Raw genomic sequence first — 20,007 nt, 5'->3', positions numbered from 1 at the left:
TCGTTTCGAAAACTTACCGGTTAGCAAAATTACCCTCTCGTTGCTGTTGTCATGCGTTCGATCAGAACGCCGTCCCGATCTGGAACTGGAATTTCTGGTACTGGTCGCCTTCATGCTTCTGCAGCGGGAAGCCGAGGCTCAGCTTCAGCGGGCCGATCGGCGAGATCCACGCGAGACCCACACCGTAGCCGTAACGCAGGCCGTTCGCGCCGGTACTCGTGCCGCCCGGCGCGTTGCCCCACACGTTACCGCCGTCGAGGAACGTGAACACGCGCAGCGTGCGGTCGTAGCCGGTGCCCGGCAGCGGGAACGTCAGCTCGATGTTGCCGACCAGCATCTTCGAACCGCCGATCGGGTCGTTCGTCTTCGTGTCGCGCGGGCCCAGCGAGCTCGGCTCGTAGCCACGCACGGAGCCGATACCGCCCGCGTAGTAGTTCTTGAAGATCGGGTACGGGTTGCCGATACCGTTACCGTAGCCGCCTTGCAGGTTCAGGCCCAGGATGAAGCCACGCGAGAACGAATAGTAGTACTGCGCCTGCAGGTCGGCCTTGTAGTACTGGATCTTGCCGACCGGCACGCCGTATTCGACGTTCGCCTGCGTGAAGTAGCCGCGGCTCGGGATCAGCGCGCTGTCACGCGCGTCGCGCGACCACGCGACCGTCAGCGGCACCGTGTTCGACACGCGGCCGAACTCGTTCACGTAATCCTGGTAGCTCTGCGGCGTGTTCGAGTCGACGTCGAGACGGTTCTGCTCGAAGCCCGCGCCGAAGTAGACGGTGTCGACTTCCGAGAACGGAATGCCGAACTTCAGGTTGCCGCCCGCGCTGATGATCCGGAAGCTCGAGCTCGTCGAATAGTAGAGCGGCTGGTACGTGCGGTAGTAGACGTCCGTGATCCGCTTGATGCCGTCGACCGTGAAGTACGGGTCGACCTGTGTGACGGTCAGCGTGCGGTAGCTCTTCGCGGTATTGACGTTCACCGACAGGCTCGTGCCCGAACCGAACACGTTGTCCTGCGACACACCGGCCGACAGCACCACCTTGTCCGTCGACGAGAAGCCCGCGCCCAGCGTGATCGCGCCGGTCGGCTTTTCATCGACCTTCACGTTCACGTCGACCTGGTCGTTCGTGCCTTCGACGGGCACCGTCGTCACGTCGACGTTGGTGAAGTAGCCGAGACGGTTCACGCGATCCTTCGACAGCGCGAGGCGGTTCGAATCGAACCACGAGCTTTCGAGCTGGCGCATTTCGCGGCGCACGACTTCGTCGCGCGTACGCGTGTTGCCGACCACGTTGATGCGGCGCACGTACACGCGGCGACTCGGATCGACGACGAGGTTCAGGTTCACCTTGTGGTTCGCCTGGTCGATGTCCGGTTGCGCGTTGACGGTCGCGAATGCATAACCGTATTCGCCGAGCTTGTCGACGATCGACTTCGTCGTTTGCTGCAGCTTTTCGGCCGAGAAACGATCGCCCGGCTTGATCTTGATCAGCTTGTTCAGTTCGGCTTCGCGATCGAGCAGATTGCCCGACAGCTTGATGCCCGACACCGTGTACGGCTCGCCTTCGTGCAGCGTGACCGTCAGGTACATGTCCTTCTTGTCGGGCGAGATCGACACCTGGGTCGACTCGATGTTGAACTCGAGGTAGCCGCGGTTCAGATAGTACGAGCGCACGGCCTCGAGGTCGCCCGTGAGCTTTTCCTTCGAGTACAGGTCGTTCTTCGTGTACCAGGAGAACCAGTTCGGCGTCGACAGCTGCATTTCGTCGCGCAGCGTGCTGGTGCTGAACGCCTTGTTGCCGATGAAGTTGATCTGGCGGATCTTCGCGCTCGGACCTTCGGCGACCGCGAACAGGATCGACACGCGGTTCGCGTCGACCGGCGTGATCGTCGTCTTGACCTCGGCCGCGTAGAAGCCGCGCGTCAGGTACTGACGCTTGAGCTCCTGCTCCGCCTTGTCGACGAGCGCCTTGTCGTAGTAGCGGCCGTCGGCCAGACCCACCGCGCGCAGCGCCTTCGTCAGGTTGTCCTTGTCGAATTCCTTCGTGCCGGTGAAGTCGATCGACGCGATGGCCGGACGCTCCTGCACCTGCACGATCACGACGTTGCCCTGGGTGGCGATGCGCACGTCGTTGAAGAAGCCCGTCGCGTACAGCGCGCGGATTGCTTCGGATGCCTTGTCGTCGGTGAAGGTATCGCCCTGCTTGATCGGCAGGTAGGCAAACACCGAACCCGCTTCGACGCGCTGCAACCCCTCGATCTTGATGTCTTGCACCACGAACGGTGCCGCTGCATGCGCCGCGAGGCCGTGCGCGGCGAGCGCGGCCGCTGCAACTGTCTTAGGTACAAAGCGATGAGGTTTGAACAACGTGCATCCCCAATATTTAGCTGCATCAAATCAGGCGGCGGCCGACTGGCCGCCGCCTGACGCTTCAGAAATGGATTAACCGAGCCAGGTCGTTGAACAGCGCGATCGCCGACAACGCGACGATGCAGATCAACCCGGCTCTTTGCAGAATCAGCTGCCAACGCTCCGAGACGGCTTTCCCGGTCGCGGCTTCAACCAGATAATATAACAGATGCCCCCCGTCCAAAACGGGAATCGGCAGCAAGTTCAGCACCCCGAGGCTAATGCTGACAAGGGCGAGGAACGACAGGAAGGCCGACGGACCGAGCCGCGCGCTCTTGCCGGCGTAGTCTGCAATCGTCACCGGGCCGGACAGATTCTTCAGCGACGCATCGCCCGTGACCATCCGTCCGAACATCTTCAGCGAGTAAATCGCAATGTCCCACGTGCGGTGCGCACCGAGCTGCAGACTCTCGATCGGCCCATAGCGCACGTCGACCGACGGCGTGTGCATCGACAGCGCCGCGCCGATGCGGCCGATCTGCTGCCCCGTTTCATCGTCGCGCTGCGCCTGCGGCACGATCTGCACGGTTTGCGTCGCGCCGCCGCGCTCGACCTGCAGGTTGACTGCCTGACCCGCGTGGTGCTTCACCGCGTCGATGAAGCGCGATGCGCCGCCAATCGGATTGCCGTCGAGCGCCAGCAGCTTGTCGCCGGCCTTCAGGCCCGCCTGCTCGGCCGCGCTGCCGGGCTGCACCGACGCGACCGACAGCGTGCCGCCGCCGGTCTCGAAGCCCAGGTGCATCATGAAATCGTCGTCGAGCTGGCTTTCGGGAACATTGCGCAGGTCGACCCGGAAGTCGAACGTCGCCGACCCGCCGTCGCGCGCGCCGAGCACGACCTCGCGATGATCGAACGCGGCGGACAGCAGCTTCCAGCGCAGGTCCGACCACGAGCGCACCGGCGCGGCCTCGCCGCCGTCGGCGTCGCGGATCGACACGATCGTCTCGCTGCCGTCGAAGCCCGCGCGAGCCGCCACCGTGCCGGCAGCCGGCGGCGCGAGCACCGCGGCCGGCTCGGTCACGCCAGTCGCGAATACAGCGGAAAAGAGGACGATTGCCAACAGGAAGTTCGCGATCGGGCCGGCGGCGACGATCGCGATGCGCTTGAACACCGATTGCCGGTTGAACGCCTGATCGAGTTCCTCGGGCTTGACGCTCGACCCCGGTTCACGCTCGTCGAGCATCTTCACGTAACCGCCCAGCGGCAACGCGGAGAGCGTCCATTCAGTGCCCGTCCTGCGGCTGACCCAGCGCGCGACGGGCTGACCGAAGCCGATCGAGAAACGCAGCACCTTCACGCCGCACCAACGCGCGACGCGATAATGTCCGTACTCATGCACCACGACCAGCACCCCGATCGCCACGGCAAACGCGATCAGTTCGACCAGCACGTTCATGAGCACCTCATTCAGACAGCGCGCTCCACGCGTGGCGCAGGCGCTTTCGCAATGATCTCGGCGGCGAGGCGGCGTGCCTCGGCATCCGCCGCAAGGACGTCGTCGAGCCCGTTCGGGTTACGGTTCGGCAGCGCGTTGAGCACCGCATCGACCGTCGCCGCGATCGCCATGAAGCCGATCCGGCGCTCAAGAAATGCTTCGACCGCGATTTCGTTCGCCGCGTTCAACGCGGCGCTCGCGATACCGCCCTCCTCAAGCGCCTTCAGCGCGAGCGCGAGGCAGGGGAAGCGCGTGTAATCGGGCTTCTCGAACGACAGCTGTGCGATTTGCGCGAGGTCGAGCTGGTCGACACCGGCGTCGACGCGCTCCGGGAACGCGAGCGCGTGCGCGATCGGCGTGCGCATGTCGGGGTTGCCGAGCTGAGCGAGCACCGAGCCGTCGCGGTACGACACGAGCGAATGGATCACGCTCTGCGGGTGAATCAGCACGTCGATCCGGTCACCGGCCAAGCCGAAGATCCAGTGCGCCTCGATGACTTCGAGGCCCTTGTTCATCATCGTCGCGGAATCGACGGAAATCTTGCGGCCCATCACCCAGTTCGGGTGCTTGCACGCTTCGTCCGGCGTTACGTCGACGAGCGTGGCCGGCTCGCGCGTACGGAACGGGCCGCCCGACGCGGTCAGGATGATCTTCGAGATCCCGCCATGTTCATTCTCGTCGCGCGGCATGCACTGGAAGATCGCGTTGTGTTCGCTGTCGACCGGCAGCAGGATCGCGCCATGGTCGCGCACGGCGTCCATGAAGATCGCGCCCGACATCACGAGCGATTCCTTGTTCGCGAGCAGGATGCGCTTGCCGGCGCGCGCGGCCGCGAGGCTCGGCGCAAGGCCCGCCGCGCCGACGATCGCGGCGACGACCGTATCGCAGCCGTCGCTCTTCGACACGTCGACGAGCGCCTGCGGGCCGTACAGCACCGTGGTCTTGCTGCCCGCCGCGCGCAGTTTCGCCTCGACGTGCGCCGCCGTGTTCGCATCGCCGACCACCGCGATTTCGGGCGCGAAGCGCAGGCACTGCTCGACGAGCTTGTCGCCGTTGCGGTGCGCGGTCAGCGCGTAGACCGAGAAACGCTCGGGATGGCGGGCGACCACGTCGAGCGTGCTGTCTCCGATCGAGCCCGTGGAACCGAGCAGTGTCAGACGTTTTTGCATAACAGAAATAGTGGTTTAACCAAGCAGCAGCATTGCGAGCGGCAGCACCGGCAGCAGCGCGTCGACGCGGTCGAGCACGCCGCCGTGACCGGGCAGCAGGCCGCTCGAATCCTTCACGCCCGCCTGACGCTTGAGCAGCGACTCGAACAGGTCGCCGATCACGCTGTAGACGACCAGCAGCGTCAGCGCGGCCCATGCGCCGGGCATCCCGTAACGCGCGGCGAGTGCGGAAAACAGGGTCGGCTCGAACCAGTGAGCGGCCATCGCGACACCCGCGACGACCATCACGGCGAGCCAGCCGCCGATCGCGCCTTCCCAGCTCTTGCCGGGACTGATCGTAACGGCCAGTTTACGCTTTCCGAAGGCCTTGCCCGCGAAGTATGCGCCGATATCGGCCAGCCAGACGACCAGAAGCAGCGACAGCACGAACGAAACGCCCTGCGCACGCGCCGCGACGACCGCGTGCCAGCAGGCCGCGAACACCGCGAGCCCGGCCGCGAGCAGGAACGGCCGCCACACGCCGCCCGCGAGCGCCGGCTTGCGCCGCAGCGAGAACGGGCCGACCAGCAGCCAGAAGACGCCGGCTGCCATAAAAAGGGGACGGGACGAAGCTGCTTCGACGCCGAGCGGCGCGGTCGCCGCGAGCGCCAGTGCCGCGACGATCGCGTAGACGACCGAACCGGTCGCGCCGAGCTTGAGCAGGCGCGCCCACTCCCACGCGGCGAACACGAGCACGACGCCGATCAGCGCGCCGAACGCGGTGAGCGGCGCGAACAGCGTCACGGGCAGCAACACTGCCAGCATCACGACCGCCGTGATCACACGGGTCTTCAGCATGAAAGGGAATCGGCGTTCTGCGATTGTGGTTCGAGCTGCGCGCTGGTGCGCCCGAAACGGCGCTCGCGCTCGGTATACGATGCGATCGCGTCGGCCAGCGCCGCGCCGTCGAAGTCCGGCCAGTATTTGTCGGTGAAATAGAATTCGGCGTACGCGAGCTGCCACAGCAGGAAATTGCTGACACGCTGCTCGCCACCGGTGCGGATGAAGAGATCGGGCTCCGGCGCATAGGCCATCGCCAGGTGCGGCGCGAACGCGTCTTCGGTCACGTCGACCTCGCGGCCCTCGCGCACGGCCTGCTCGACGAGCTTCTTCGTCGCCTGCAGGATGTCCCAGCGGCCGCCGTAGTTCGCGGCGATCGTCAGGGTGAGACGGGTGTTGCGCGCCGTCTTGGTTTCGGCGCGGCGGATCAGTTCGCGGATGCGCGGCTCGAATCGCTCGAGATCGCCCACCACGCGCAGGCGGATCCCGTTCGCATGCAGCTTGCCGATCTCGCGTTCGAGCGCGGTGATGAACAGCCGCATCAGGAACGACACTTCGTCGTTCGGCCGGCGCCAGTTTTCCGAACTGAACGCGAACAGCGTCAGGTATTCGACGCCGGCGCGCGCGCAGCCTTCGACCACCGCCCGCACGGCATCCACGCCGCGGGTGTGCCCCGCGACGCGCGGCAAGCGGCGTTCGGTCGCCCAACGGCCGTTGCCGTCCATGATGATCGCGATATGACGCGGCACGGCGCCGACGTCAGGCACGCGAACAGTAGAGCTGGTATAGGTCATGGCCGTTGAGACAGTAATGCGGGAAGAGGCGGCGCGCGAGGACGGTCGTCAGACCGTCATGATCTCGGCTTCCTTGCTCTGCACGAGCTTGTCGACTTCGGCAACGTGCTTGTCGGTCAGCTTCTGCACGTCGTCGCTCGCACGGCGCTCGTCGTCTTCCGAGATTTCCTTGTCCTTCACGAGCTTCTTGAGCGCTTCGTTCGCGTCGCGGCGCAGGTTGCGGATCGCGACCTTGGCCGTTTCGCCTTCGCTCTTGACCACCTTGGTCAGCTCGCGGCGGCGCTCTTCCGTCAGCGCGGGCATCGGCACGCGGATCAGGTCGCCGGCCGTCGCCGGGTTCAGGCCGAGATCGGCTTCGCGGATGGCCTTCTCGACCTTCGCGACCATGTTCTTTTCCCACGGCTGCACGCCGATCGTGCGTGCGTCGACGAGCGTCAGGTTCGCAACCTGCGAGATCGGCACCATCGAACCGTAGTAGTCGACCTGCACGTGATCGAGCAGACCGGTGTGCGCACGGCCCGTACGGATCTTCGCCAGATCGTTCTTGAACGCTTCGATCGAGCGCTGCATCTTCTGCTCTACGCCCTTCTTGACATCAGCGACACTCATTTCAACCTCCAAACCTTCCAACCTTCAAAGAACGCGGGCCCCGCCCGGCGCGCCACGCACCGCGGCCGACGACCCACGCCGCTTGCCCGCATCCGCGGGAGTTTACACGTGGACGAGCGTACCTTCGTCCTCGCCCAGCACGATACGCTTGAGCGCGCCCGGCTTGTTGATCGAAAACACGCGAATCGGCAGCTTCTGGTCGCGGCACAGCGCGAAGGCCGTCGCGTCCATCACCTGCAGATTGCGGCTGATCGCCTCGTCGAAGCTGATCGTCGTGTAGCGCGTGGCCGACGGATCCTTCTTCGGATCGGCAGAATATACGCCATCGACCTTGGTCGCCTTCAGTACGACCTCGGCGCCCACTTCCGAACCGCGCAGCGCGGCGGCCGTATCCGTCGTGAAGAACGGGTTGCCCGTGCCGGCCGCGAAGATCACGACCTTGCCTTCCTCGAGCTGGCGGATCGCACGGGGCCGAATGTACGGCTCGACGACCTGGTCCATGCGCAGCGCGGACTGCACGCGCGCGACGATGCCGGCGTGGCGCATCGCGTCCTGCAGCGCCAGTGCGTTCATCATCGTGGCCAGCATCCCCATGTAATCGGCCGTCGCGCGGTCCATGCCGGCCGCACCGCCCGCGACACCACGGAAAATGTTACCGCCGCCGATCACGACCGCGAGCTGCGTGCCGAGACCCACGACTTCGGCGATATCCGCCACCATCCGCTCGATCGTCGCGCGATTGATGCCGAAGGCATCATCGCCCATCAGCGCTTCGCCGGAGAGTTTGAGGAGGACGCGTTTATAGGCATTGGACATAGGGGCTTCCGAGCGACGAGAGGATGACAACCACGAACTGTAGGGGCGAAATACTGATTCGGGCAAGCGCCGACGGTCGGACGGGGTTCCCGGCCGGCCGGCGACGCCGCCGGCCGCGGCGGAGCGGACGCCCGCCGCGGATACTGCCTGACTGCTTACTGCTGCTTTGCTGCTGCGACTTGTGCGGCCACTTCTGCGGCAAAGTCGTCCTGGCGCTTCTCGATGCCTTCGCCGACGACGAACAGCGCGAACTTCTGCACTGCCGCATTCGCTGCCTTCAGCATCTGCTCGATCGTCTGCTTGTCGTTCTTCACGAACGTCTGGTTCAGCAGCGACACTTCCTTCAGGTACTTCTGGACGCTGCCGTCGACCATCTTCGCGACGATTTCAGCCGGCTTGCCCGATTCGGCAGCCTTCTGCTCGGCGACACGGCGCTCCGTCTCGATCAGTTCCGCCGGCACGTCTGCCGACGACAGCGCGACCGGCTTCATCGCAGCGATGTGCATCGCGACGTCCTTGCCGACCTGCTCTTCCGCACCCGTGTACTCGACGATCACGCCGATACGCGCGCCGTGCAGGTACGTTGCGATCTTGTTCGCGGTTTCGAAACGGACGAAACGGCGGATCGACACGTTTTCGCCGATCTTGCCGATCAGGGCCAGACGGACTGCGTCGACCGTCGAGCCGTCGAGCGGCAGTGCCGACAGCGCTGCCACGTCGGCCGGGTTTTGCGTCGCGACGAGTTCTGCAACCGTCTTCGAGAATGCGAGGAAGTCGTCGTTCTTCGCGACGAAGTCGGTTTCGCAGTTCAGTTCGACCAGCGCGCCCGCGTTGCCGCCGACGAACGATGCGACGACGCCTTCGGCCGTCACGCGCGATGCCGCCTTGCTCGCCTTGTTGCCGAGCTTCACGCGCAGCAGTTCTTCAGCCTTGGCCAGATCGCCGTCAGCTTCCGTCAGCGCCTTCTTGCACTCCATCATCGGTGCGTCGGTCTTTGCGCGCAGTTCTGCCACCATGCTTGCGGTAATTGCCGCCATCATTCGCTCCTTGAGTCTGTATTCACAACGCCGCCCGCTTGGACGCGAACGGCCGAAAATCGTTTCCGGACCCGCGCCGATTCGGCGCGATCAGGTCCGGCGCACAAGCTTAAAAAAAGGGGGCCTGTTGAGAGCCCCCTTTTTGCGCCGGCTCGGGGCCAGTTACGCGTTTTCCTCGACGTACTCGTCGTCGCCACGCGCTGCCTGGACCACTTCGTTGACCGCGTTCGCACGGCCTTCCAGGATCGCGTCGGCCACGCCTTCAGCGTACAGCGCGACTGCCTTGCTCGAGTCGTCGTTACCCGGGATCACGTAATCCACACCTTCCGGCGAGTGGTTCGTATCGACCACGGCGATGACCGGCACGCCCAGCTTGTTCGCTTCCGTCACGGCAATCTTGTGGTAGCCGACGTCGACGACGAAGATTGCGTCCGGAATGCCGCCCATGTCCTTCACGCCACCGATCGACTTCTGCAGCTTGGCGATTTCGCGTTCGAACAGCAGCGCTTCCTTCTTGCTCATCTTCTCGAGCTCGCCTGCCTCGACTGCCGCTTCCATGTCCTTCAGACGCTTGATCGAAACCTTCAGCGTCTTGAAGTTGGTCATCATGCCGCCGAGCCAGCGTGCGTTGACGTACGGCATGCCCGCGCGCTGCGCTTCCTGGGCGATCGTGTCACGCGACTGACGCTTCGTGCCGACGAACAGGATCGTGCCGCGGTTCGCTGCCAGCTGGCGCACGTACTTCTGTGCGTCCGTGAACATCGGCAGCGTCTTTTCGAGGTTGATGATGTGAATCTTGTTGCGGTGACCGAAAATAAACGGAGCCATCTTCGGGTTCCAGAAACGGGTCTGGTGACCGAAGTGGACACCCGCTTCCAGCATTTGGCGCATCGTGACTGCCATGTAAATTCTCCACGAGGGTTAGGTCTTAAGCCGGCTGCCGTACCGCCGCGCGCACGCGCCCCGAAGGACTCCTCGTTCCACGCGGTCGGCACCCTGGTTGCGCCGGCTTGCGATTCGGCACGTGCGAAAATGCCCGTGCCGCAAGTCTTTCATTTCCATGCCGTCCGGTACTGCCCCATGACGGGGCATGTTCGGCATTTGGATGTCGACTTAGCCAAAGAGTATAGCACGCCGATTTGTCGGCTCTCAAGTCGCCCGGCACTTTCGCTTGCCGCGCGGCAGCCGGCCGGACAATCCGCGAAAACCCGCATCGGTACCGCCGGCAGGGGCTGCGAGGCCCGCCATAAGGTGCGATAATCCGTCAATTCACCGCATTCCAGGCATACCTCGATGGCTATTACGCTCAAAAACGAACACGATATCGCCGAGATGCGCGTCGCCGGCCGTCTCGCGAGCGAAGTGCTCGACTTCATCACGCCGCACGTCGTCGCGGGCGTCACGACCGCCGAACTCGACCGGCTTTGTCACGAATTCATGCTCAACGAGCAGGGCACGATCCCCGCGCCGCTGAATTATCAGCCGCCCGGCTATCCGCCGTACCCGAAGGCAACCTGCATCTCGGTCAATGACGTGATCTGCCACGGGATTCCGGGCGAGAAGGTGATCAAGAACGGCGACGCGCTGAACATCGACATCACCGTGATCAAGAATGGCTACTTCGGCGACACCAGCCGGATGTTCATCGTCGGCGAGGGCTCGATCCTCGCGAAGCGCCTCGTGCAAACCACCTATGAGTGCATGTGGCTCGGCATCGACCAGGTCAAGCCCGGCGCTCACCTCGGCGACATCGGCCATGCGATCCAGAAGCATGCGGAAGCGCAGGGCTACAGCGTCGTGCGCGAATACTGCGGCCACGGCATCGGCACGGTGTTCCACGAGGATCCGCAGGTCGTACACTATGGCCGTCCGGGCACCGGCATCGAGCTGAAGGCCGGGATGATCTTCACGATCGAGCCGATGATCAACGCCGGCAAGCGCGACATCCGCACGATGCCCGACCAGTGGACGGTCAAGACGCGCGACCGCAGCCTGTCCGCGCAGTGGGAGCACACGGTGCTCGTCACCGAGACGGGCTACGAGGTGCTGACCGTGTCCGCCGGCACGCCGGCGCGCCCGGTGTTCGCGCAACCAGCCGCCGCGGTTTGAGCGCCGCCGCGCCAGCCTGCCCCGCCCGCCCCTGACCTGCTGACCTGAACGGCCTGCCCATGAGCGCTCACGCCGCCCCCTCGCCCGAAGCGCTGTCGCGGCGCGCCGAATTCAAGGCCGCCAAGGCCGACATGCTCGAGCGCTTTCGCAGCGCGACGAACGTCGCATCGCTGATGCACGCGCTGTCGAAACTCACCGACGATGTGCTCAAGCGCGTGTGGGACGACTGCGGGCTGCCCGCGACGCTCGCACTCGTCGCCGTCGGCGGCTACGGGCGCGGCGAGCTCGCGCCCTACTCCGACGTCGACATCCTCGTGCTGCTGCCCGATACGCACGACCCGGCGCTCGACGCGCGCATCGAGCGCTTCATCGGGATGGCATGGGATCTCGGCCTCGAGATCGGCAGCAGCGTGCGCACGGTCGCCCAATGCATCGAGGAAGCGTCGCAGGACGTCACCGTGCAGACCTCGCTGCTGGAAGCGCGTCGCATCGTCGGCAGCACCGCGCTGTTCGAGCGCTTCACCGTGCGGTATCACGAGGCGCTCGACGCGCGCGCGTTCTTCACCGCGAAGGTGCTCGAGATGCGCCAGCGCCATGCGAAGTTCCAGGACACGCCGTACAGCCTCGAGCCGAACGTGAAGGAAAGCCCGGGCGGGTTGCGCGACCTGCAGACGATCCTGTGGATCGCACGCGCGGCCGGCTTCGGCAGCAGCTGGCGCGAGCTCGACACGCGCGGCCTCATCACCGATCGCGAGGCGCGCGAGCTGCGCCGCAACGAAGGATTCCTGAAGACGTTGCGCGCGCGGCTGCACGTGATCGCCGGCCGCCGCCAGGACATGCTCGTGTTCGACCTGCAGACGCAGGCCGCCGAGAGCTTCGGCTACCAGCCGACCCAGGCCAAACGCGCAAGCGAGCAGCTGATGCGCCGTTACTACTGGGCTGCGAAAGCGGTCACGCAGCTGGCGACGATCCTGATCCAGAATATCGAGGCGCAGCTGTTTCCCGCGACGAGCGGCATCACGCGCGTGCTGTCGCCCGATCGCTTCGTCGAGAAGCAGGGCATGCTCGAAATCGTCGACGACGGCGTGTTCGAACGCCATCCCGACGCGATCCTCGAAGCATTCCTGCTGTACGAGGCGACCCGCGGCGTGAAGGGCCTGTCCGCCCGCACGCTGCGCGCGCTGTACAACTCGCGCGAGATCATGAACAACACGTGGCGGCGCGATCCGCAGAACCGCAGCACGTTCATGCAGATCCTGCAGCAGCCCGAAGGCATCACGCATGCGTTCCGGCTGATGAACCAGACGAGCGTGCTCGGCCGCTATCTGCTGAATTTCCGCCGCATCGTCGGCCAGATGCAGCACGACCTGTACCACGTGTACACGGTCGACCAGCACATCCTGATGGTGTTGCGCAACATTCGCCGCTTCGCGGTGGCCGAGCATGCGCACGAGTACCCGTTCTGCAGCCAGCTGATCGGCAATTTCGAGCGCCCGTGGGTGCTGTATGTCGCGGCGCTGTTCCACGACATCGCGAAGGGCCGCGGCGGCGACCACTCGACGCTCGGGATGGCCGACGCGCGGCGTTTCTGCCGCGAGCACGGGATCGCCGGCGACGACGCGGCGCTGATCGTGTGGCTCGTCCAGCATCACCTGACGATGAGCCAGGTCGCGCAGAAGCAGGACACGAGCGACCCCGAGGTCATCAAGCGCTTTGCCGAAGTCGTCGGCAACGAGCGCTACCTCACCGCGCTCTACCTGCTGACCGTCGCCGATATTCGCGGCACGAGCCCGAAGGTGTGGAACACGTGGAAGGGCAAGCTCCTCGAAGACCTCTACCGCATCACGCTGGCGGTGCTCGGCGGCGCGAATCCCGACGCGCATTCGGAACTGAAGTCGCGACAGGAGCAGGCGCTCGCGCTGCTGCGCCTCGAGACCGTGCCCGAGGACGCGCACCGCGCGCTGTGGGATCAGCTCGACATCGGCTTTTTCCTGCGCCACGACGCGGCCGACATCGCATGGCAGACGCGCGTGCTGTACCGGCACGTGAACGCCGAAACCGCGATCGTCCGCGCGCGGCCGTCGCCGATCGGCGATGCGCTGCAAGTGCTCGTGTACGTGAAGGACCGCCCCGACCTGTTCGCGGGCATCTGCGCGTACTTCGACCGCAACGGACTGTCGGTGCTCGATGCGCGCGTCAGCACGACGCGGCACGGCTATGCGCTCGACAACTTCATCGTCACGCAGACCGAACTCGACGTGCGCTATCGTGACATCGCGAATCTCGTCGAACAGCAACTCGCGACGCGCCTTGCCGAAACCGCGTCGCTGCCTGAGCCGTCCAAGGGTCGCCTGTCGCGGCTGTCCCGGACGTTTCCGATCACGCCGCGCGTCGACCTCCGGGCCGACGAACGCGGCCAGTACTACATCCTGTCCGTGTCCGCCAACGACCGGCCGGGCCTTCTCTATTCGATCGCGCGCGTCCTGGCCGAGCATCGGGTCGGCGTCCACGCGGCGCGGATCAATACGCTCGGCGAACGCGTCGAAGACATCTTCCTGCTCGACGGTGCCGGCCTGTCCGACAACCGCTTGCAGATCCAGCTCGAAACCGAATTGCTGCGCGCGATCGCAGTCTGAATGAATCCCAGCGTTTATGCGCACCAAATTGACCGTCAAGAATCCGCGGCCGGCGTCGCCGACCCGCGCACCCGTCCGCTCCGGCAGCCTCGTCGCCCGCAAGGCGGTGCGCCCCGCCGCGCCGCCCGCGGCCGACAAGCCGCCGCGTCCGAAGAAGGCCGCCGCACCGGCCGCCGCCGGCGAACGCGCGTTCAAGCCGCGCGGCGCGGAAGGTGCGGATCGCGCTCCGGCGAAGCGCGCGCCGCGTGACGGCGGCGCCGAGCGCGGCTATCGCAGCGATGCGAAGCCTGGCGGCCGCGCCGAACGCGGCGACGCCCGTCCGCATCGTGGCGCCGACGGCAAGCCCGATGCGCGGCCGCGCCGTGCGGGTGCCGAAGGCGCTGCACGTGCGCCCTACCGTGACAAGGCAGCCGGTGATGGCGCGAAGGGCGGCTTCGGCGAGCGTCGTGCACCGTCCGATCGTCCTGCCCGTCGCAACGACGACGATGCACGCCCGCGCCGCGCAGGTGCCGAAGGCGCTGCACGTGCGCCCTACCGCGACAAGGCAGCCGGCGCAGGCGAAAAGCGCAGCTTCGGCGAACGCCGTACGTCGTCCGACCGCCCGGCGCGTCGCAGCGACGACGATGCACGCCCGCGCCGCGCAGGTGCCGAAGGCGGCGCACGTGCGCCCTATCGCGACAAGGCAGCCGGTGCAGGCGAAAAGCGCAGCTTCGGCGAACGCCGTCCGTCGTCCGACCGCCCGGCGCGTCGCAATGACGACGATGCGCGTCCGCGCCGCACAGGCGCCGAAGGCGGCGCACGTGCGCCCTATCGCGACAAGGCAGCCGGTGCAGGCGAAAAGCGCAGCTTCGGCGAACGCCGTATGTCGTCCGACCGCCCGGCGCGTCGCAGTGACGACGATGCGCGTCCGCGCCGCGCAGGCGCCGAAGGCGCTGCACGTGCGCCCTATCGCGACAAGGCGGCCGGCGCAGGCGAAAAGCGCGGCTTCGGCGAGCGCCGCACGTCGTCCGATCGCCCGACGCGTCGCAACGACGACGATGCGCGTCCGCGCCGCGCAGTCGCCGAAGGCGCTGCACGTGCGCCCTACCGCGACAAGGCAGCCGGCGCAGGCGAAAAGCGCGGCTTCGGCGAGCGTAGCAACACCGAGCGCCGCTCGACCGGCGCCGCACTGAAAACCGCACAACCGGTCAAGCGCCGCGCCGCCGACGTCGACCACGGCGACGAAACGGGCCTGATGCGCCTGTCGAAGCGCATGTCCGAACTCGGCCTGTGCTCGCGCCGCGAAGCGGACGAATGGATCGAAAAGGGCTGGGTGCTCGTCGACGGCGAACGCATCGACACGCTCGGCACCAAGGTCCGCCCGGACCAGAAGATCGAGATCGACGAGCGCGCGAGCGCCGCGCAGGCCGCGCAGGTGACGATCCTGCTGCACAAGCCGGTCGGCTATGTGTCGGGTCAGGCGGAAGACGGCTACGAGCCGGCATCGGTGCTGATCACGCGCGCGAACCAGTGGAGCGGCGACCGCTCGCAACTGCGCTTCTCACCGCAGCACCTGCATGCGCTCGCGCCGGCCGGGCGGCTCGACATCGATTCGACTGGCCTGCTCGTGCTGACGCAGAACGGCCGGATCGCGAAGCAGCTGATCGGCGAGCAGTCGGACATCGACAAGGAATACCTGGTGCGCGTGCGCTTCGGCGAGCGGCTGATCGACATCGACCAGCACTTCCCCGCGGAATCGCTCGCGAAGCTGCGTCACGGCCTCGAGCTCGACGGCGTTCCGCTGAAACCCGCGATGGTGAGCTGGCAGAACGGCGAACAGCTGCGTTTCGTGCTGCGCGAAGGCAAGAAGCGCCAGATCCGCCGCATGTGCGAGCTGGTCGGTCTCGAAGTGATCGGCCTGAAACGCGTGCGGATGGGCCGCGTGATGCTCGGCGCGTTGCCGCAAGGGCAATGGCGCTACCTGTCGGCTGACGAGTCGTTCTGACGGCGGACACGCGTTGCTTGCGACGCCATGAAAAAAGCCCGCGCAAGCGGGCTTTTTCGTTTCGGTACGGCGACGGCGCGCGCGGCCGCAGAAGATCAGTCGTCGTCGGCCGGATCAAGCCCTGGAAACAACACTTCGGTGAAGCCAAAGCGCGTGAAGTCGGTGATCCGCATCGGATACAGCTTGCCGATCAGGTGATCGTATTCGTGCTGGACGACCCGCGCGTGGAAGCCTTCGGCGACACGGTCGAGCTTCGCGCCGAACTGGTCGAAGCCGCTGTAGCGCACCTTCGCATAGCGGCTGACGACGCCACGCATGCCCGGCACCGACAGGCAGCCCTCCCAGCCCTCCTCCATGTCCGGCGGCACGTACTCGAGTTTCGGGTTGATCAGCACCGTCTCGGGCACGGGCGGCGCGTCCGGATAACGGTTGTTGCTGCCGAAGCCGAAGATGATGATCTGCAGACCGACGCCGATTTGCGGCGCGGCAAGCCCTGCGCCGTTCGCGTGATGCATCGTCTCGAACATGTCAGCGACGATCTCGTGCAGTTCGGGGGTATCGAACCGCTCGACCGGCTTGGCGACTTCGAGCAGGCGCGGATCGCCCATCTTCAGGATCTCGCGAATCATGGCGTGTTGCCCTCCAGGAGTTGGTGCAGTCCGTCTTCGTCCAGCACGGGGATGCCGAGTTCCTCGGCCTTCGCGAGCTTGCTGCCGGCTTCGGCGCCCGCGACCACGTAATCGGTCTTCTTCGACACCGAGCCCGCGACTTTCGCGCCCGCCGCTTCGAGCATCTCCTTCGCCGCATCGCGCGTGAGGGTCGGCAGCGTGCCCGTCAGCACGACCGTCTTGCCGGCGAGCACGCCCTGCGGCGCCTTCGGCGCGGGCGGGCCTTCGGGCCACGTGACCTTGCCGGGCGCACGCAACTGCTCGATCACCGTGCGGTTGTGCTCTTCCGCAAAGAACTGGTGAATCGACTCGGCCACGATCGGTCCGACGTCGTTCACTTCGAGCAGTTCCTCGATCGACGCGTCCATGATCGGAGTCAGCGACCCGAAATGCTTCGCGAGGTCCTTCGCGGTCGATTCGCCGACATGGCGGATCCCGAGCCCGTAGATGAAACGCGCGAGCGTCGTATGCTTCGCCTTTTCGAGCGAGTCGAGTAGATTCTGTGCCGACTTCTCGGCGAACCGGTCGAGTTCCGCGAGCGTCGCGAAACCGAGATTGAACAGGTCGGCCGGCGTGCGCACGAGGTTCAGTTCGACGAGCTGATCGATGATCTTCTCGCCCAGCCCGTCGATGTCGAGCGCGCGGCGCTGCGCGAAGTGCCACAGCGCCTGCTTGCGCTGCGCCGGACAGAACAGGCCGCCCGTGCAGCGCGCGATCGCCTCATCGGGCAGGCGTTCGATCTTCGAGCCGCACACCGGGCACTCGGTCGGCATCACGAACTCGGTCGCATCGGCTGGCCGTCGGTCGAGCAGCGCACCGACGACTTCGGGGATCACGTCACCCGCGCGCCGCACGATCACGGTATCGCCGATCCGGATGTCCTTGCGGCGCACTTCGTCCTCGTTGTGCAGCGTCGCGTTCGTTACCGTCGCGCCGCCGACGAACACCGGTTCGAGCCGTGCGACCGGCGTGATCGCGCCCGTGCGGCCGACCTGCACGTCGATCGCGACGAGCTTCGTCAACGCTTCCTGCGCGGGGAACTTGTGCGCGAGCGCGAAGCGCGGCGCGCGCGACACGAAGCCGAGGCGGTCCTGCTCGTCGCGCCGGTTGACCTTGTAGACGACGCCGTCGATGTCGTACGGCAGCGACTCGCGCTTCTCGCCGACCTTGCGGAAGAAATCGAGCAGGCCGTCAGCGCCGCGCACGACCGCGCGTTCGCGGTTCACCGGCAGGCCGAGCGTTTCGTACCAGTCGAGCAGCGCGCTGTGCGTGTCCGGCATCGGCATCCCGTCGAGCACGCCGATCCCGTACGAGAAGAACGACAACGGGCGCTGCGCGGTGATCTTCGGATCGAGCTGGCGCAGGCTGCCGGCCGCCGCATTGCGCGGATTCGCGAATTCGCGCTGCTCGGCAGCGCGCTGGCGTTCGTTCAGGCGTGCGAAATCGCGCTTGAACATCAGCACCTCGCCGCGCACGTCGAGCACGGCAGGCACGTGCTTACCCTTCAGCTTCAGCGGGATCGAACGGATCGTGCGGACGTTCTCCGTCACGTCCTCGCCGGTCGTGCCGTCGCCGCGCGTCGATGCCTGCATGAACACGCCGTGCTCGTAGCGCAACGAGATCGCGAGCCCGTCGAACTTCAGCTCGCATGCGTATTCGACCGGGTCCGTAACCGAGCCGGCGAGATCGGTCGTCTTGTCGAGCGCATCGGCGACGCGCTTGTCGAACGCGACGATGTCCTCGTCGGCGAAGCCGTTGTTCAACGACAGCATCGGCGCGTCATGGACGACCGGCGTGAAGCCGCTCGCCACTTCGCCGCCGACGCGCTGCGTCGGTGAATCGGGCGTCACGAGTTCGGGATGTTCGGTTTCGAGCTGCTTCAGCTCGCCAAAGAGCCGGTCGTATTCGGCGTCGGGCAGATCCGGCTGGTCGAGCACGTAATAGGCGTAATTCGCCCGCTCGAGTTGATCGCGCAGCCACGCGGCACGCGCGTCGGGCTGGCTGGCTGGCGGTTCGGCTTGGGTTCGGGCCATGCTGGCGGCAATTCGCTCTGAAAAATCGGATGTTCGATTATCTCAGTTTGACGCCGCGGCGGGGGCACGCGATGCGTGCCGCGCAGGCCCGCTGCAGTCCACGCAGACGGTGTGTGCGGCGCTGCAACGACAACGGGCGACGGCACCGCAAGCCGTCGCCCGCGAAATGCGTTACTGGCTGAAGAGGCGGCGCGTGACCGGCGAACCGGCCGGGATGCCCGCTTCCTCGAGCTTCGCGTACAGCTTCATGAGTTGCTGGTCGATCGCCACCAGCGTCGATTCCGGCAGCGGCCGGCGCGAATCGTCGACGACCCGCGCACCGATCCGCTCGGACAGCGACTTCGCGTAGTCGCACATCAGCCGGAACGGCAGGATGTCCTCTTCGGCAACCGGCACGTCCAGCACCAGCGTAATCATGTTGCCGCCCTTGTAGGTCAGGTCGTCGCGCAGGAAGTTCGTGTCGCCGAACTGCAGCATGAACACGGGGTTCTGCTTCGCGTCGAGCTTCACGAAGCGCGTGCCGTCACGCGAGAGCAGCAGCCCGTCTTGCGAAGCGACGGCCTGCACGTAGTTCGCCGACCACGGCGCGCCGTCCGACATCACGTTGATCGACAACTGCGCGTCGCACTGCGCGGCAAAGCCGTCGAGTTCGCGCGCCATCGCGACCGTCTCCATCATGTCCGGGAATTCCGGTGCGCCGTCGATCGCGTCGGCGAACTGCTGGACGCCCGTCACGAATTCGGAGAATTCGAGTTCGTTGAGGGCGCCGCTACGGTTAGCGAGCTGCGCGGCCGCGCGCAGCTCTTCATAGCGCACGCCGTTCTGCAGCAGCTCCCACTGGCCGCCTTCCGGCTTGCCTTCGATATGCACGGGCTTGCTGCCCGCGCGGCGCAGCCGCTGCGCGACCGGCAGGATCTTGTCACCCGGCAGCGGCGCGCCGAGGCGAATCGGCACGATGCAGTCGATCCGGCGGTCGACGATCGCCGGCGGCGCCGACGAAATCGTCGTCGCGGCCGGCAGCACGGGTTCAGCCGGTTCGTTCGACGCATCGGCGGCCGGTGCTTCCTGCGTGGCGGCGACCGCACCTTCGTCGACGGCCTGCTCGGCCGACTCGGTCGACGCCGACGGCGCGTCGACCCCGGTGGCCTCGGCCTGCAGATCGGCCGGTGTGTCGGCAGGCGCCACGCCGCCGAAGGTCGGCTCGACGCGCGCGGCTTCGCCGGACGCGCTCGCGGCAGCGGCGGCCGGTGCCGGCGCCGCGGATTCGCGGCGCACGGGCTGGCGCACCGGCTCGATGAACGGCAGCTCTTCGTCGCGCTCGGGGCGATTCATCGCCTCGGCCGTCTCTTCCGGCATCGGGCGAGGCATCCTGCGCCGCACCTTCGCGCTCTGCCAGGCGTTGTAGACCACGACGCCGCCCACCACGACGGCGCCCGCGCCGATCAATCCGAGTGTCAACTCGTCCATGCACGCTCCATCAGCAATTCT

15 protein-coding genes are annotated in these 20,007 nt (G+C 66.2%); 3 read left to right on the top strand and 12 right to left on the bottom strand.

Annotated features, from left to right (window positions below; translation table 11 throughout):
- Positions 1-61 precede the first annotated feature (61 nt).
- From bamA to rpsB, 9 genes are all read right to left on the bottom strand, one after another.
- Positions 62-2,368, bottom strand: coding sequence for an outer membrane protein assembly factor BamA (gene bamA / locus WS66_RS19390; protein ID WP_059599928.1), 2,307 nt, complete (start codon positions 2,366-2,368; stop codon positions 62-64).
- 64 nt (positions 2,369-2,432) lie between these two features.
- Positions 2,433-3,806: an RIP metalloprotease RseP gene (gene rseP / locus WS66_RS19385; RefSeq protein WP_059599927.1), complete on the bottom strand. Its 1,374-nt coding sequence runs from the start codon at positions 3,804-3,806 to the stop codon at positions 2,433-2,435.
- An 11-nt stretch (positions 3,807-3,817) separates the two neighbouring features.
- Entirely contained in the window at positions 3,818-5,014 is a 1,197-nt protein-coding gene (locus tag WS66_RS19380) for a 1-deoxy-D-xylulose-5-phosphate reductoisomerase (protein WP_059599926.1), read from the bottom strand.
- 15 nt (positions 5,015-5,029) lie between these two features.
- Positions 5,030-5,851, bottom strand: a complete 822-nt coding sequence (locus tag WS66_RS19375; protein ID WP_059599925.1) for a phosphatidate cytidylyltransferase — start codon at positions 5,849-5,851, stop codon at positions 5,030-5,032.
- Positions 5,845-6,627: a polyprenyl diphosphate synthase gene (gene uppS / locus WS66_RS19370; protein ID WP_006758563.1), complete on the bottom strand. Its 783-nt coding sequence runs from the start codon at positions 6,625-6,627 to the stop codon at positions 5,845-5,847. The genes WS66_RS19375 and uppS overlap by 7 nt, the downstream gene beginning before the upstream one ends.
- A 48-nt stretch (positions 6,628-6,675) precedes the next feature.
- Entirely contained in the window at positions 6,676-7,236 is a 561-nt protein-coding gene (gene frr, locus WS66_RS19365; RefSeq protein WP_006752152.1) for a ribosome recycling factor, read from the bottom strand.
- Positions 7,237-7,338: 102 nt separating this feature from the next.
- Positions 7,339-8,052 carry a UMP kinase gene (pyrH, locus tag WS66_RS19360; RefSeq protein ID WP_011885142.1) on the bottom strand — a complete coding sequence of 238 codons (714 nt, stop codon included), beginning with the start codon at positions 8,050-8,052 and terminating at the stop codon, positions 7,339-7,341.
- 155 nt (positions 8,053-8,207) lie between these two features.
- Positions 8,208-9,089 carry a translation elongation factor Ts gene (gene tsf, locus WS66_RS19355; RefSeq protein ID WP_034188848.1) on the bottom strand — a complete coding sequence of 294 codons (882 nt, stop codon included), beginning with the start codon at positions 9,087-9,089 and terminating at the stop codon, positions 8,208-8,210.
- 162 nt (positions 9,090-9,251) lie between these two features.
- Positions 9,252-9,992 (bottom strand): 30S ribosomal protein S2, encoded by a 741-nt coding sequence (rpsB, locus tag WS66_RS19350; protein ID WP_006483818.1) that lies wholly within the window; start codon positions 9,990-9,992, stop codon positions 9,252-9,254.
- Positions 9,993-10,382: 390 nt separating this feature from the next.
- Between rpsB and map the strand changes: the two genes are divergently transcribed.
- The 3 genes from map to WS66_RS19335 are packed head-to-tail and all read left to right on the top strand — an operon-like array spanning position 10,383 to position 15,818.
- Positions 10,383-11,198 (top strand): type I methionyl aminopeptidase, encoded by an 816-nt coding sequence (map, locus tag WS66_RS19345; RefSeq protein WP_059599924.1) that lies wholly within the window; start codon positions 10,383-10,385, stop codon positions 11,196-11,198.
- 59 nt (positions 11,199-11,257) lie between these two features.
- The gene (locus WS66_RS19340; protein WP_059599923.1) at positions 11,258-13,834 is read left to right on the top strand and encodes a [protein-PII] uridylyltransferase; all 2,577 of its coding nucleotides are present in this window, start codon (positions 11,258-11,260) and stop codon (positions 13,832-13,834) included.
- 16 nt (positions 13,835-13,850) lie between these two features.
- Positions 13,851-15,818, top strand: a complete 1,968-nt coding sequence (locus WS66_RS19335; RefSeq protein ID WP_108064706.1) for a pseudouridine synthase — start codon at positions 13,851-13,853, stop codon at positions 15,816-15,818.
- 95 nt (positions 15,819-15,913) lie between these two features.
- Here the strand turns inward: WS66_RS19335 and def are convergent, their stop codons facing one another.
- From def to WS66_RS19320, 3 genes are all read right to left on the bottom strand, one after another.
- Positions 15,914-16,447 carry a peptide deformylase gene (gene def / locus WS66_RS19330; protein WP_059599922.1) on the bottom strand — a complete coding sequence of 178 codons (534 nt, stop codon included), beginning with the start codon at positions 16,445-16,447 and terminating at the stop codon, positions 15,914-15,916.
- Complete coding sequence (gene ligA / locus WS66_RS19325; protein ID WP_059599921.1) at positions 16,444-18,519, bottom strand: NAD-dependent DNA ligase LigA; 2,076 nt, start codon at positions 18,517-18,519, stop codon at positions 16,444-16,446. Before ligA ends, def begins: the two co-directional genes overlap by 4 nt.
- Positions 18,520-18,690: 171 nt before the next feature.
- Entirely contained in the window at positions 18,691-19,986 is a 1,296-nt protein-coding gene (locus WS66_RS19320; protein WP_059599920.1) for a cell division protein ZipA C-terminal FtsZ-binding domain-containing protein, read from the bottom strand.
- Positions 19,987-20,007 lie beyond the last annotated feature (21 nt).

The sequence above is a fragment of the Burkholderia sp. LA-2-3-30-S1-D2 genome, from assembly GCF_001523915.2.
Taxonomy (GTDB): Bacteria; Pseudomonadota; Gammaproteobacteria; order Burkholderiales; family Burkholderiaceae; genus Burkholderia; species Burkholderia diffusa.
Note: the sequence above shows the minus strand (reverse complement) of the source record. Positions and strands in the feature narration are given on the sequence as shown.